Genomic DNA, 14,741 nt, shown 5'->3' with positions numbered 1-14,741 from the left:
CTGCGCACTGCGGAGGCACGCACACCAGCAGAACTCGATGCGGCCATCAGCCTGGCATTCTCAAAAATCACAGAAAAAGACGCCAAGGGTTGGTTTGCCTCTTGTGGCTATAGTATTATTTAAAATGATCTAGGCATTAAAGTTTTTATTCGGCAGAGGTGGTCGTAGACCAGCCCTCGGTGAGCAAACGTTTTGCTTCTTTTGCGGCCAAAGGTCCGAAAATTGGAAACCAGCCTTCAACTTCTTGAGAGCCTGAAAGAGGCTGAGAGAGCAATGTGAGCGCTTCGTTTACACGTTCTCCAAAAAGTGACTTCAGGGAAAGCTCATCAAAACGGAACCATGTCGGCATGTCTCCGTTCGGTCCCGATTCGCCCAGAGCGCAGATAACTTGGGGGGTGATAACTTCTGGACAATTTGTCATGCCTTCCAATAAATGAGGGGCAATCCATTGCCAATGAGACCATTGAGTCTTGAAAGACTCTGGATACGACTTTCTATCCAAGATTACAAGATAGCTCAAAATCCAGGGGAACTTGTGTGGAAAACATTTCACGAACTGCGCCGAGGTGAGGCTTGATAGGGACTTTTTTACTTCTATAACAAACTTGCTTCTGACTTCGCCAAGCGAATCATGATCTAATGCCCCTCGGCCAAGATCGAAAAACAAGGTGTCTGCATCTCGAATATGGCATGGTAGGCAATCTACGAGTTCTTTAAACAACCAGGCTGATAGCGTTTCCTGGCTTGCATGGGTAGCTTTAATAAGCTCCTCGATGAGCTGAAACCGGCGTGTCACGCGGTTCCACAGCCCATATTTCAGGGGCCTCATTCGGCGGAGGGCAGCGGAGGTTGCTTGTAAGATTATGCTTGAATCAAGTGGGCGATCATATTTTTGGAAACGTAGTAACAACTCACTAAAATCAGAACGTGCCGACATCATTTCTGCCATATGTTGAACATCGCCGGTATCCTTTGTTTTAGCGATGCTGGCGAGCACTTCTTGATCTCGTATGTCACTTGCGAGAACAGCTCCGGAAGATATGCGCTCCCAATAGACATCCCCTCGGTTGTCTTTGATAGACTGACAACGTTGAGCGGGGCCATGCACCTCACAACCCGTGATATGGGTTGAATCCCATACTAACTCACCAAGAATCTTTCCAAGCAAGTGAGCATCATGGTCTGTCTTTGAAACAACTTTCAGCCAGCGTTCTTTCAAGTAGGCAAGCCTGCCCTCTCTCTGTGTTTTCATGTATTCAGAAGAGGAATTTTTCGGTGCGAAATCACCAAATTCGTTGCGATGGACGCCTAGAAAATCAAAAGAGGCGGGAGCAGTGTGCCTGAGAACTGATAACATAATCAGTTCATCTAAATCCACTTCGCCATGTAGATGGCTCCAACTTTCGACAATGCTTGCCATCGTCTTTTTCAAAATACGAGGGTTGTCTAGCAAGCAGGCTAAAATACCGATCCAGCTTGGCGTCCTCGAAAATCGCTCAATCTCTACATTTTCGCGATCTTCATTAATGAGCCTTTCTGGACGATTCTGGCGTGAAGTAGGATCAATGAATTTCCAATGAGTCATGCAATAGCGCCGTACACGATCCATTAGAGTCATGGTGATTTTGACTGGCAGCCTTGGCACAAATTGAAGGTGCTCGGCAATTTTAGGGAAATCTATTTGGCTGCTGTTTCCTGCGGTTAGGACGAAAGACATGCGTTCCACCTGACGAAAATCGTGAAGCATCGCCTCAATCTGCTTCTGGTCGAAATCCGAGCTATTTCGATCTGTGTCTTCAATGACAATGATCAAGTGAGCTTCGATTGCTCGAAGAATTGGGGTGAAGCGCTGGAGGACTTCGGCCGGTGATGCGGGAGATCCCAACACGCTTGTAATTGCCGCCAGCCAAGAATTGGAATCGTTCATTGCATCCGCATAAGCGGAGGGCAGGTGATGAAGTGACAGGCAATCCACATGCTCGGAGAGCTGGGAAATCGCCTTATCGAGAATGTGCTCTTGCGCTGCTTTAGAACTGAAGCCCCAGCAGTTCACATGTGCGAAAATATATTGAGGGGGCTTGGATACCTTTGCGGCTGCTTCAATAAATGCAACGATGGTGGATTTTCCGCAGCCGAATGGCCCCTGAATCACGGCTGTCTTGTAAAGTTCTTGGCTTTCGGGATTCGGGCGCTTTTGCTGAAGTGCTTTGAAGATTCGATTTCCGCGATCTTTTGCTCCAAACAAATCTTCGTCTTCCTGTGTGATTGGTGATTCGTTATCGAGCCATGAGAGCAGATCCTCGATAGGTAACTCTTCCAGGTCCTCAAAAGAACTGACTCGTGGCTCCGATGATTTGTCAGGGGACGACTTCGAACTTGGTTTTGTCTGCCATTTTGAAATCAACCATAAAATGGGGGTGAAACCAGATGCCAAAATACTGAGAGTCACCAAGGCGTTCTCCATATGCCAGCCTCCAGCCGCCTCCCATTTTTGAGAATCAGCGGCTGCAATTCCCAATGAGAGTATCCAAAGCCCCATTGGGATAGCGGTGGTGACTGGCGGCCAGAAAAAGACATTTTCAAAATGCCGCGAACGGAATTTGGCCTGCTTGAGAGCCAAGAAAACCACTGAGCCAAGGACAAGGTATCTGAGAAAAGTTGCCAAGACTGGCAACTGCGCCTCAGTTTCCTCTAGGAGGCCGTCTAGGCTCGAATTGATCAATAAAGCCCCGGGGATGGCTAAAGAAGCCCCGGCCATTGCATACAAAAAAATTATTCCCCAACGATTTAAGGATGGCTGGCTCTTGGACCGCTCAGATTTTTGAAACCGCATGAGAGGCATTTGATATGGCTAATAGCCAAATGCCAATTATGAATTGGGGCTACGTTTCTACGTTGCCGCTTCACACCGGCCAGCGGAAACACTGTCTTTCTGCCAGTTTGCCGCGTGAATAGGCGGAGATGCAGACGCGGTTGGCGCTGTTGCCACTGAGCAGCCAGACGTTGCTCTGATCCAGAACTGCAGGAAACCTACATGACCGCAGGCCCAGGCGCTGAGGGGATGCATGACGACGTTGCAGTCATAGGTCGGTGCCACAGCACGGCCAAAGTTGATCCACTGGCCGGCAAAGCCGGTGTGGTAGCCCCGGAAGCCCGAATTCAGCAGGTGCCTGTTCACAAAAGCGGCACACCGGCTTGTTCCCCCCGGGGCGCATCCACATACAGCGCCTAGCCCGAGAGAAAGGATGCGGGAGTGGTTGTTTGTATAGCACAGGCCGGGGTTGACGGCTTTGAACCGGTCAAAGTACATGCCAAACTAACGGGCGCTGCCAGGCGGAATGTCGCCGGGCTGGATGACGCAGGCTGCCATGAGCCTAGAAATTAACGGGGCAGGAAGGAAAGCCAAATGCGAAATCGCATTGCTCTCACCTGCTGGATAGGCTCTAAATGACTTACCCCAACTGCCGCATGTCCGAAACCGCCGCCGCCACGCCGACCCCCGCGCCCAGCAAGCGTCGCGTTTTCGCATCCCGTTTGTTCAGCACCCTGCTGCTGTGGTCTCTCCTGACCCTGGCCTTTTTGCAGTGGCAGAACACCTGGCTGATCATCGCCATCACGGGTTTTTTTGGCGTGTCTGGCGCAGTCGAGTATTTCCGGCTGCTGCGCAATGATCCGCATGCGCGCTCCTTCAATGCACTGGGCTTTGTCATCTGCATTGTTTACTGGGGTGTGGTGCTTTGGTACACGACTTCCCGGCACAAGGCGCCGCCCATGGAGTTTGATCTTGCGGCGCTCACTGCCAGCGTGCACGGCTCCTTCATCCTCTGCTACCGCCATCAGCTCGAAGGCGCGTCCACCTTGCAGCGCATTTTTAACACCGTCTTTGGCACCGTTTACACCGTCATTTTCTTCGGTTTCATGGTGCGGCTCATGTACTTCCATGCGGATGGCAAGGGCATCACGGACATCTTCCTCGTGCTCTTCCTCATCATGGTCACCAAATTCAGCGACATGGGGGCTTATGTGGTGGGCGTGCTGTTCGGGAAGCACAAAATGATTCCGCACATCAGCCCTGCTAAATCATGGGAGGGCTTTGTCGGTGCCTTCATCGGCTCTTTCGGCGCCGCTGCGGTGCTGCTGGCCACCATCCCCGAAAAACTTGCCCCCATCACCTGGGTGCATGGCATGATCCTCGCCCCTTTGCTCTGCGCCACTGCCGTCACGGGGGATCTGGCTGAATCCGTGCTCAAACGCTGCGTGGCCATCAAGGACAGCGGTCACGCGCTCCCCGGCATCGGCGGCATCCTGGATCTGACGGACAGCCTGCTCTTCACCGCGCCGGTGTTTTATTTTTACTTGTCCGCCATCGCACGATAAGCCAAAGCAAGCCTTCGTGATGCGCAAAGTTCTCCTCCTCGGCTCCACCGGATCCATCGGCACCAGTGCCCTCAAAGTCGCGCGCGACATTCCCGAGCGCATGCAGATCGTGGGACTGGCTGCGAATTGCAGTGTCGAGGCGCTTGTGGAGCAGGTCCGCGAGACCGGTGTGAAGCAGGTCGCCCTCACCGATGCCGCCGCTGCGGAGAAGGCACGTGCACTGCTGCCCGCAGATGTCGTGGTCCACACCGGCACGCAGGGGCTTGTCGATCTCGTGAACGAATCCGATGCCGACATGGTGCTTGTTGCCATCGTCGGCACCGCCGGCCTTGCACCGGCGCTCGCCGCCATTGAGCGCGGCATGCACCTGGCGGTGGCCAGCAAGGAAATCCTCGTCATGGCCGGAGAAGCCGTCACCGAAGCCGCCAAGCGTAAAGGTGTGAACATCCTGCCCGTGGACAGCGAGCACAACGCCATCTTTCAGTGCCTCGAAGGCCACCGGCACAGCAGCGTCCAGCGCATCCTGCTCACCGCCAGCGGCGGCCCCTTTCGCCAGTTGCCTGCTGATCAACTGCCTAGTGTCACCGTCGCCCAGGCACTGAAGCATCCCACCTGGACTATGGGGCGCAAGATCACCATCGATAGCGCCACCCTTTTCAACAAGGGCCTGGAAATGATCGAGGCGAAGTGGCTCTTCGATGTGCCGATGGACAAGATCGAGGTCGTCGTGCACCCGCAGAGCATCGTCCACAGCATGGTCGAATTTGCTGATAACAGCGTCATCGCCCAGCTCAGCCACAGCGACATGTGCTTTCCGATCCAATACGCGGTGACCTGGCCTGACCGCGTGACGAACAATCTCAAGCCGCTCGATTTTGCCAAGGTAGGAGCCCTGCATTTCGAAGCGCCGCGCGTGGATGATTTCCCCGCGATCAACCTCGCCCGTCACGCTGGGACTGTCGGCGGCACCCTGCCAGCCGTCCTGAATGCGGCCAATGAAGTCGCCGTTGAAGCATTTCTTAACGGTAAGATTCCATTCCCCGGCATCTGGCAGACAGTTGAGCGCGTCATGACGGCGCATCAGGTGGTCCAGCATCCTGAACTCGGGGTGCTTATCGAGGCGGACGCGTGGGCGCGGCGTCAGGCTTCGGAACTGCTTTAAAAGGCAAAATCTGTCGTTTCCATGACTTTGCGTCGTCTTTTGAGCCGCTTTGACAACAGGCCAAGCAGTATGCCTGCCAGTGTACCGTTAAGGGCACCAGCAAACAGAGGCATGGTCCAATCTTCGATGTTTTCTAATGCTGGGATCGCTCGCTCAAGCACAACCACATCATTTCGCGTGGTGTGGCCAGCTTCCTGAGCTTGGCTTAGGCGTAACAAAATATACTCATCTAGAAGTGCATCGAGAAATGCTCGCGTGAATTTCGGCTCGTTGCTTGTCGCCAGTATGCTAAGTACAGCATTCTCTTTGTTCAGCAACACTTGGATATCGACATCTCGCTCCCTGACTCCGGGGGTTAAGTTTTTGATACGCCTCATCGCCTTCCTGGCCAGATCAGAAGACTTCAGATCTCGAATGATCCTGCCATAGTATTCGGCATACCCCGGGCTGCCCGGGACTGGCACAGAGGTGGTTTCGCTCAGCACCGACACTTTGGCCAGTGATCTGAATTCGGCCGGGTAACTTGCCAGCCTGATGATTTGAACACACAGTCCAATGACGATCCCGGCGGCTACTCCCCAGACCAGGGGGGAGTTGTTATTCCTTGAGAGCTGGCTCTGCTTGATGATCGTCTCCTTGTTCTGAACTGGAAGCGCTTCGATTACAGAATGATGCTGAACTTCCTCTGGCCTGACAAAAAATAATGCCAGCAACAACCCGGCAAAGAGTCCCGAAAATCCGCCGGTGATCACTCCGCTCAGGGCGAACTCCTGCCAGTCATCCAGCACGTGTGCTGGTGTGTCCTTCTGAGTGACAAACATTTGGAGGGTCGTGCTGGCGAGGATGCCTAGGAAGACGGTCGCTACTACGACAATCAATCGTTTTGATCTTTGGGCTTTCTCCATGTCCGGAATGAACAGAGGTGAGCCATGCGTTCGGAGCAAGTCAAATGCGAGATTGGGTTCTTAAGATGATTTTAGGCTGATCAAGCGAAAAGTAGCGGATCGATCTGAACTGGGCCGCATTTAAGTTTCCAAAAACTCTCCAAAAATATCCTCGCCCCTGCGGGGGGCGTGCTACTCTCACGGCGAACCCACTGTTCGCCATGAAAACCTCTTTCAGCCTCGCGCTGCTGCCAGCCATGACGCTGGCGTTTGTTGCTGCTTCTGCCATCTCTCACGCGGCTCCGCCTAAAGGCCGTCCTGACACAAAAGCGCCGCCACCGCAGGAACTGCATGCGGACATCACCATCAATCCGGAGGAACTGGCACCGGATTCCACCATCGAAGTCGTATTTCCGACTGCGATGGTGGCGAAGGAGCAAATCGGCAAAAGTGCGGCCACTTCACCCCTGGTCATCCTGCCAGAGCTGACCGGCACGTTTGAGTGGACGAGCACCCGCAGCGGTCAGTTCCACCTGACTCAGGCACCGAAGTTTGCCGCCAGCTACGAGTTCAAACTTCGCGCCGGTTTGACGGACCTCGCGGGCAAACCAATCGCCGCCGAAAAGCTCGATTCCGTGGAAAGCGCCCGCTTTCGCATCATCGACCAGCATCCGCGCTGGTTCGACGATGATGCGCAGAATCGCGCCCCGCGCTTTCTCTTTGAGTTCAACGACAGCGTGACGCCTGCGGAGGTTGTCAAACACATCAAGTTTGTCTCTGAATCATCGCCGCAGCCGGTCGCTGCCAAGATCCGCCATGCCACGGGCAAGGACTTCACCCGCATGGGCACCGAGCCGCAGGCGACCTGGGCGGAGGAAATCTCCAAAGTGAAGCCTTCCGTGGGAGATGATGCGGCCCGCCTCAGCGCCATCATCATTGAGCCTGAAACTCAGCTCTCCATTGGCAAATGGCGCCTCACCATCGCTGAAACCCTCAGCAATACTTCCGGCGTCAATCAGATCGCCACGGGTGACGACATCCAGCTCGGTGAGATCAAACCGTTCGAGGTGCGCGAAGTCGAAGCGCACACGCCGTTCGACAGCGACTACTACATTGATGTCGATTTCAACAAGCGTCTGCTGCCGCCGACCAACGATGAAATGACCAAGGAGATGGTCGAAGCTTTTGCGCAAAAGCTTGCCCCGTTTGTCACCATTCGCCGCACATCACTCGGTCAGAAGCTGGCGTCGGTGGTAAACAAAGATGAGGGGCCAGTGACGGGACTCAAGGTCGAAATTCAAGGCCGCACGCTGCGCTTCACCGGGCCTTTCGAAGTGAACAAGAAGTACACCGTTACAGTCGATATGGCGATGACTTCGGGGGACAATCTGCCGCTGCAGGCGAATTATAAAAACGAGGTCACCTTCATTCCCAATCCTCCCTACTTGGCCGCGCCAACCTTCATCAATGCGCAGCTGGCCAAGGGTGATGCGAATTATGAATTCAGTGCCGCAAACGTGAAGCAGGTGCGGGTGCGGGCGAAACGGCTCAACGGTCCCGAACTGCTCAAAGCTCTCGATCAATATCGCGCCTATCGCACTGCCTACTACGGCAACGACAAACAAAAGGCGGCTTACAAGACTCAGTCCATCGATGCCTACCCCGGTACGCAGGTGTTTGACCGTAGCTTTCCAGTGAACAAGCCGCTGGATCACAGCGAGATCCTGAAGCTGAACTGGCGCGAAGTGCTCGGCGATTTCCCTGCTGCGCCGCTGTTCATTGAACTTGAAGGTACAGCTGCAGATGGGATCGCGCAGAAAGGTGTTGTCACCCAAACGCTCGTGCAGTTCACCGATCTGGGCATCATGCAAAAAAGCAATGGTCGCGAATCGATGATCTTCGTGACTTCCCTGGAAACAGGCAAGCCTGTGCCTGGCGTGCGTCTCACGCTTGTCGACACCGATTTAAAGCTCATCGGCTACGGTGACACCGATGCCAGCGGCATCGCCACCGCTCCGGGGGCCACACCTGCATTCGTGCTTGCAGAAAAGAACGGAGATAGCGCCGTTATTGAGTGCAACGACAGCAGCATCTCTATTCCCTACGATATCTCGCAGGCCTACGAAAACGTCTGGCAGCCGCAGCGGCGAACCTTTGTTTTTTCTGATCGCCCGCTCTACAAGCCCGGTGACACTGCGCATTTCAAGGCGCACACTCGGCTGCTGATTGGTGATGATTTGAGCCTTGATCAGGAACCTGCGCAGGGACGTCTTGTCATTCGCGATCCGCGTTACCGCATCGTGATCGACAAACCTGTCACGTTCACCGCCGGCGGTGCCTGGGCGGATGATCTTGTTCTTCCGACCGGCCCTGCGGGCTGGTATGATCTTTCGATCAATCTCAAAGCGGTCAATCCGAACAGTCAGAGCAATGACGGTGGCGGCATGACCTTCCGCATTGACGACTACAAGCCGAACACCTTTGAGGTGAAGCTGGACACGAAAGGCATCAAATATCAGCCCGACCGCATTCACGTGCCGCTCAGTGCGAATTACTACATGGGCAAGGCTCTCTCCGTGGCCAAGGTGCAGTGGAGCGCGAACTCGCAGCGTGACTACGAAGCGCCAGAGTCCTACCGCCAGTATCATTTTGGCGAAGCGCCTTTGTGGGCACACTATGCCCAGGATCGTGATGCCGATGGCGACTACGCCGGTCATGAAAATGACGATGTGGAGAACGAGTGGTTCGTGAATGGCAATCTCTTCCTGGCCGAAGACGGCACCGCCACGCTCGAAATGCCGCAGCCGCCGCCAGACCGTGCTGCACTGCCACAGCGCATGCGGGTGAATGCTGAAGTCACCGACATCAACGAGCAGACCATCAGCTCCAGCGCTGAGTTTGAAGTGCCCGGCGCGAACTTTCTCCTGGGCCTCAAAGGTCCTGATTATTTCGGCAGTGCTGGCAAGGCGCTGCAGCTTGAAGTCGTCGCGATTGATTCCAAAGGCGCTCCTGCCGCAGGCACTGTGCACGTGGATCTCAAAGTCGAGCGCCAGGAATACCACACGCTCAAAATCGCCACTGCTGGCGGCGGATCGACGACCAAGGACCAGGTCATTCTGCGTGAGGAGTTGAAGCAGAGCTTCGATTTGAAAGCCGCCACCGCAGGTTCCGCTCCATCGGTCACGGTTCCGTTCACTCCCGCCAGCGGCGGTGTGTATTTCGTCACCGCGGAGGCTGTGGATGCCAAAGGCACGAAGGTGCTCTCCCGCATGCCGTTCTATGCAGTTGGAGGCAAAGAATTCCCATGGGCGATGGAGGATGGCAACCGCATGAACCTTCAGCCAGAGGAAACCACGCTCAAGCCTGGTGAGGATGCTGTCATCGTGGTCAAGACACCCATCGCTGGCACTGCCCTCGTCACCGTGGAGCGCAACAAGCTGCATCGCCAGTTTGTGACCGAACTCACGCTCGAAAATCCGATCATCCGCGTGCCGCTCGGTGAAGACGAGTTTCCCAATGTCTTCGTCTCCGTCATCGTCATCCGTGGTTCAGCCGCCAGCACCAAGCAGCACAAGATGCCTGAGTATCGTGTCGGATACTGCGCTCTGACGGTTGAGTCGGATGCGAAAGAATTGAAGCTCGCGGTGAAGCCGGATCATGATGAAGTGCGTCCTGCAGAAGAGGTGAAAATCACCACGACGATCACCGATGCCAAAGGTGCGGCTGTCTCAGGGGCTGATGTGACGCTCTACGCCGTCGATGAAGGCGTGCTCAGCCTCATGAAGCATGAGACGCCTGATCCTTCCGCGTACTTTCATGCCGAACTCCCGCTCGCCATCGACAGCTTTACCTCCTTTGACAATCTGCTATCTGAAGAGTCTGCTGCACGAGACAGGGGCAACAAGGGGTTCGTCGTCGGTGATGCCAACAAGGGTGGTGATGGCGAGATGGGGCCGATCAGCGTACGCAAAAACTTCATCGCCACGCCGCTGTGGCTCGCATCTGGCACCACGGATGTGCAGGGCAGGCTGACCGCCAGTGTCACCGCGCCGGACAATCTCACGCGTTATCGCATCATGGCTGTCGCCGCGCAGGGGGTGGATCGTTTTGGCAGCGGCGAATCCGCGTTCAAGATCAACAAGCCGCTCATGATTGAGCCCGCCGTGCCGCGCTTCGCCCGCCTGGGCGATGAATTCCTCGTCAAAGCCGTTGTTCACAACACCACGCCAAATGTCGGCGCGGTGGAGGTCACGCTAGAACTCGACGCCACGGCGAACTTCATTCAGGAGAAACGTGATTTTGTCCCTGCTTCACTGAAGGCAGATGCCGGTGGCAGCGCCAAGCAGCAGAAGATCATCCTGCAAATCAAAGCCGGTGAGACCGCCGCCACCGCCTTTCCGGTGCAATTCGTGCAGCTTGGCACTGCTAAATGGAAATGGACCGCACGCGGCGTGAACTGGCCTGTTGCCGCCACCGACGGCACGGAATCGACTTTTGAGGTGAATCATCCTGTGCCTGAGCTGCGCTACGTGAGCTACACGCGACTTAAAGCTGATGAACCGAACGAGAACCTCATCAAGGACGTGAACCCCGCGCTGCTCGAAGGCGAAGGCTCGCTTTCATTTGGCATCAGCAACAGCCGCCTCTTTGAGGCCCGTGATGCTCTCGATTACCTGCTGCACTATCCGTATGGCTGCGTTGAACAGACGACCTCGGCTACGATGCCCTGGCTCGCCCTCGGCAAATACGAGCCGCTGTTCCCCGATCAACTCGGTGGCGGCAAGGCCAAGCAGGTGGTGCAGGCAGGTGTGGACAAACTCCTGCAAATGACCACGGATGAAGGCGGTCTGGCCTACTGGCCCGGCGGCACCGAGTCCAGCTTCTGGGGCAGTGCTTACGGCGGCATGCTGCTGCTGCGCGCGCGCGATCAAGGCGCCGATGTGCCTGCGGACGCGATCAACAAGCTCGTCGAATTCCTCTCGAAGAAGCTGCGCGGTCTTGATGAGGAAAAGGACCTCTACAACATCACCGATTCCGCTCTGGCGCTCTACACCCTCGCGAAGGCAGGGAAGCCGGAACCTGCCTATCAGAACCTGCTTTTTGGCCGGCGCGAACATCTGCCTGAAATCGCCAGGCTCTACCTGGCGCTTTCCATGTGCCTGACCAATGCCCCTGAGCAGCAGATCAAGGATACCATTGGCTGGAAACCTGCCGAGCATCCCGCTCCCGCGAAGGCTGACAGCAAGGCCAAGGTCGCCAAGGCCAAGTCGAAAACAGTGACCAAATCCAAATCAGAAACCAAGGCCAAGGCGGCACCAGCACCAAGACCTGTCGTTTGGAGCCACTGGGCTGGCAACGGTGCGAACAAGGCGCTGCGTTTGATCTGTTACACGCATCTCGGCCTCACTGAAGACGCGGAGAACCTTGCCGTCTCGATTCTGCAATCGCGCAATGGCCGCGGTGAGTGGGGCAACACCTTCACCAATGCCTGGACGCTGACCGCCCTTGCCGCCTACGAACGCAGCTTGAAGAAAGTCGGCGAACCGCTCACTGCGACGGGGCATTGGGATACCCAGGCCATCCCGCTGAATCTTGCCGCAGGGTTCTCCAGCACTCGTGTGAGTTTTGCGCTCAATCAGGCGCTCAGCGCAAAGCCGCTCAGTGTTGAACTTCCCGCAGGTCGCGAGATCTACGGTCGCATCGAGGCCCGCAGCTTCCCGCCGCAGCGTGATTTCGCGGGTGAAAACAAGGGCTACGCCATCGAGCGCAGCTACGAAGAACTGAACATGGACGGCTCCACCTCAGGCACCGATGATCTCCGCGTCGGAGATATGGTGGTGGTCACCCTCAAAATTGAAATCGGCGGCGGTGATCGCTACCTCGCCATTGACGACGCCCTGCCTGCCGTCTTCGAGGCCATCAATCCCGAGTTCGGCACCCAGAGCGAACGCGAAGGCGAGCAACTGCCCGATGGCACTCAGGCCTGGTTCTGCGACCACCGCGAAATCCGCACGGACCGCGCCCTGTTCTTTACCGACTTCGCACCAGCCAAAGGAAAGTTCAGCCTGCAATACCTCGCCCGCGTCATCGCTGAAGGGGATACCACCGCCCCGCCGGCCCGCATTGAGGCTATGTATCAGCCCGATAAATACGGCCTTAGTCCGACGCAGCGCGTGCGCACGCTGCCTTCAGGGAATGCCAAGGTGGCGGAAGTAAAATGAGCTTATGAGGAATACCACATCACCGGGGCTGCCCTGGATGCGTTTGAAACGATGGATCATTCTGGTGATGATCCTGCCGCTCATCGTCCAGGTTGATGCCAACCCCATTGCGTTGGTTCACCGTGCCTATATTTCGGCGGAAACATTGAGCGTAAGAATGACTCTCGATGCAGCAGAGATCGAAGGCGTGTTTCAATTTCACTCGGCCATGCCGAAGGATGATTTCTGGGGAAAAGCTGACATCGAGATTGAAATTCCGATTTGGATTCCATCGGCGGCCAGCGAGAGGGGGCCTCTGGCTCAGCAATTTATACAGGCATATCGTGAACCGGCTTATCATGACTTTGAAAAGACGGACCGTTCTGCCTGGGATGCTGCCATTGGGTTCAAATTTCGGATCGGAAAACAGGATGTTCCTCCGGTTTCTTTTGGTGTTCTCAAACCCGCGGCAGTTCGCTCTGCATGGAGGCGTGAAGGCTATTTCTGCGTGATCGTCACCGTGATGGTGCCGCCTAGATTGCTGGCTGCCAAATTTTTCGGCGGGGCTGCTGAAACAACCATCAGCTATCGCCAGCCGTTGCGGCGAGCTCATTTTTCATCGGAGTTTTTCTATGTCCCGACGTTCGACGATCTGCCTTCGGGCAATTCAACGGCGGATATCAAGCAATATTCGATGCATCTTAAAAACGTATCCGGCAGTATTCTGAACATTGGCGAAACCAAGATAAACGCCGGATATTCTGCTGTGCTGCCACTGGCTCATCACAGGCCGGTTGTGTTTCAGGTTTCTGCAAAGTGACAGCATGACAGATTCGGCCAACATCCATCACATACGTTCCTCTTTTCCTTCCCAAGGCTTCTTTGCGGAGAAGGAATGGGTGCTATCTCCGGAAGCGTTCGCCTTGGATACGGCAACGGTGACGTTGATCCGCAATCTAGGGCCTGCACTGCGCGCCTTTCAGCGGGCGTGCAATCGGCTGTACTTTGATGAGGCCTGTCCGTGGGTGGCAAAGCTGCTGGATCAGGGCAAACCGCAGCGCGTGCTGGATCTGGGGAGGAACCCGCGCTGGCATGAAGACCTGCCGCGCGTGCTCCGGCCGGACTTGGTGCTGACGGAAACCGGCGTGACCATCTCGGAGCTGGATTCGCTGCCCGGGGGCATTGGTTTAACAGCTTGGCTGAATGAGACCTACGCCGCGCTGGGTCAAGAAGTCATCGGCGGAGCCGCAGGGATGGTCGATGGCTTTGCCGCTGCGTTTCCGAGCGAGGACATCCTCATCTCGCGTGAATCGGGCGATTACCTTCCGGAAATGAGCTGGTTGGCGGAGCGCCTGGGACGTCGCGTGCTGCGGCCGTGGGAGGTGCAGCCTTATGAGCTCAATGGCGCTGCAATTTACCGCTTTTTCGAGCTGTTTGATCTCGCGAACGTGGAAAATTCTGATGTGATGCTGCGCATGGCGGAGCGTGGTGAGCTTAGGTTTACGCCGCCGATCAAAGCCTTCCTCGAAGAGAAGCTGTGGCTGGCGTTGTTTTGGTCGCCCGCACTGGTGGATTATTGGAGCTCGGCACTCAGCGCTGAGCATCTGACGCTCTTGCAGCAATGCATCCCGATGGGCTGGGTGGTCGATCCGGTGCCACTGCCGCCTTTTGCGGTGTGGCCGAAGCTCGACATTCAGAGCTGGCATGAGATGAAAGCTTTCGGGGGCAAGCAGCGGCAGCTCGTGCTGAAGATCAGCGGTTTTTCCGAGCGCGGCTGGGGATCGCGCGGGGTGTTCATCGGGCACGATTTGTCACAAGAGCAGTGGGGCACGGCGATTGATGAGGCTTTAGCTAGCTTCCCGACGAATCCTTTCGTGTTGCAGGAGTTTCATCGCGCCAGGGTGGTGACGCATCCGGCCTGGGATGAAGACAAGCAGGCAACGCGGGCGATGCAGAGCCGGGTGCGGTTGTGCCCTTATTATTTTGCTACGTCTGAGGAAGACAATGACCCTGCGCTCGGCGGGGTGCTGGCCACGGTCTGTCCGGCGGACAAAAAAATCCTCCATGGCATGCGGGATGCGATGATGCTGCCTTGCGTTGCGAGGTGATTTCCGCTCC

The 14,741-nt window shown here is 55.9% G+C and carries 7 protein-coding genes; 5 read left to right on the top strand and 2 right to left on the bottom strand.

Annotated elements, in window-relative coordinates; genetic code table 11:
- Nucleotides 1-145: 145 nt before the first annotated feature.
- The gene (locus WAW39_RS05820; protein ID WP_422316721.1) at nucleotides 146-2,833 is read right to left on the bottom strand and encodes a P-loop NTPase fold protein; all 2,688 of its coding nucleotides are present in this window, start codon (nucleotides 2,831-2,833) and stop codon (nucleotides 146-148) included.
- A gap of 635 nt (nucleotides 2,834-3,468) precedes the next feature.
- Between WAW39_RS05820 and WAW39_RS05815 the strand changes: the two genes are divergently transcribed.
- Together WAW39_RS05815 and WAW39_RS05810 are read left to right on the top strand one after the other, a co-directional pair.
- Nucleotides 3,469-4,377: a phosphatidate cytidylyltransferase gene (locus WAW39_RS05815; RefSeq protein WP_422316719.1), complete on the top strand. Its 909-nt coding sequence runs from the start codon at nucleotides 3,469-3,471 to the stop codon at nucleotides 4,375-4,377.
- 19 nt (nucleotides 4,378-4,396) lie between these two features.
- On the top strand, nucleotides 4,397-5,539 hold the full coding sequence (locus WAW39_RS05810; protein WP_422316717.1) for a 1-deoxy-D-xylulose-5-phosphate reductoisomerase: 1,143 nt from the start codon (nucleotides 4,397-4,399) through the stop codon (nucleotides 5,537-5,539).
- Here WAW39_RS05810 and WAW39_RS05805 read toward each other — a convergent pair.
- A complete protein-coding gene (locus tag WAW39_RS05805) occupies nucleotides 5,536-6,444 on the bottom strand; it encodes a hypothetical protein (RefSeq protein WP_422316715.1) in 909 nt (302 codons plus the stop codon). The two genes, WAW39_RS05810 and WAW39_RS05805, sit on opposite strands and share 4 nt — an antisense overlap.
- 200 nt (nucleotides 6,445-6,644) lie before the next feature.
- Here WAW39_RS05805 and WAW39_RS05800 point away from each other — a divergent pair, with 200 nt between their 5' ends.
- From WAW39_RS05800 to WAW39_RS05790, 3 genes are read left to right on the top strand one after another with little or no spacing between them, the layout of a single operon-like run.
- Entirely contained in the window at nucleotides 6,645-12,644 is a 6,000-nt protein-coding gene (locus tag WAW39_RS05800; protein ID WP_422316713.1) for an alpha-2-macroglobulin family protein, read from the top strand.
- A gap of 4 nt (nucleotides 12,645-12,648) precedes the next feature.
- The gene (locus WAW39_RS05795) at nucleotides 12,649-13,443 is read left to right on the top strand and encodes a hypothetical protein (protein ID WP_422316711.1); all 795 of its coding nucleotides are present in this window, start codon (nucleotides 12,649-12,651) and stop codon (nucleotides 13,441-13,443) included.
- Between the two features lie 4 nt (nucleotides 13,444-13,447).
- Nucleotides 13,448-14,731 carry a hypothetical protein gene (locus tag WAW39_RS05790; protein WP_422316709.1) on the top strand — a complete coding sequence of 428 codons (1,284 nt, stop codon included), beginning with the start codon at nucleotides 13,448-13,450 and terminating at the stop codon, nucleotides 14,729-14,731.
- Nucleotides 14,732-14,741: the final 10 nt, after the last annotated feature.

Source organism: Prosthecobacter sp., assembly GCF_049294395.1.
Taxonomy (GTDB): Bacteria; Verrucomicrobiota; Verrucomicrobiia; order Verrucomicrobiales; family Verrucomicrobiaceae; genus Prosthecobacter.
Note: the sequence above shows the minus strand (reverse complement) of the source record. Positions and strands in the feature narration are given on the sequence as shown.

What these genes read in the sequence shown, in the direction of transcription:
- WAW39_RS05820 (WP_422316721.1), bottom strand. Translation starts at nt 2,833, where the DNA reads ATGCGGTTTCAAAAATCTGAGCGGTCCAAGAGCCAGCCATCCTTAAAT.
- WAW39_RS05815 (WP_422316719.1), top strand. Translation starts at nt 3,469, where the DNA reads ATGTCCGAAACCGCCGCCGCCACGCCGACCCCCGCGCCCAGCAAGCGT.
- WAW39_RS05810 (WP_422316717.1), top strand. Translation starts at nt 4,397, where the DNA reads ATGCGCAAAGTTCTCCTCCTCGGCTCCACCGGATCCATCGGCACCAGT.
- WAW39_RS05805 (WP_422316715.1), bottom strand. Translation starts at nt 6,444, where the DNA reads ATGGAGAAAGCCCAAAGATCAAAACGATTGATTGTCGTAGTAGCGACC.
- WAW39_RS05800 (WP_422316713.1), top strand. Translation starts at nt 6,645, where the DNA reads ATGAAAACCTCTTTCAGCCTCGCGCTGCTGCCAGCCATGACGCTGGCG.
- WAW39_RS05795 (WP_422316711.1), top strand. Translation starts at nt 12,649, where the DNA reads ATGAGGAATACCACATCACCGGGGCTGCCCTGGATGCGTTTGAAACGA.
- WAW39_RS05790 (WP_422316709.1), top strand. Translation starts at nt 13,448, where the DNA reads ATGACAGATTCGGCCAACATCCATCACATACGTTCCTCTTTTCCTTCC.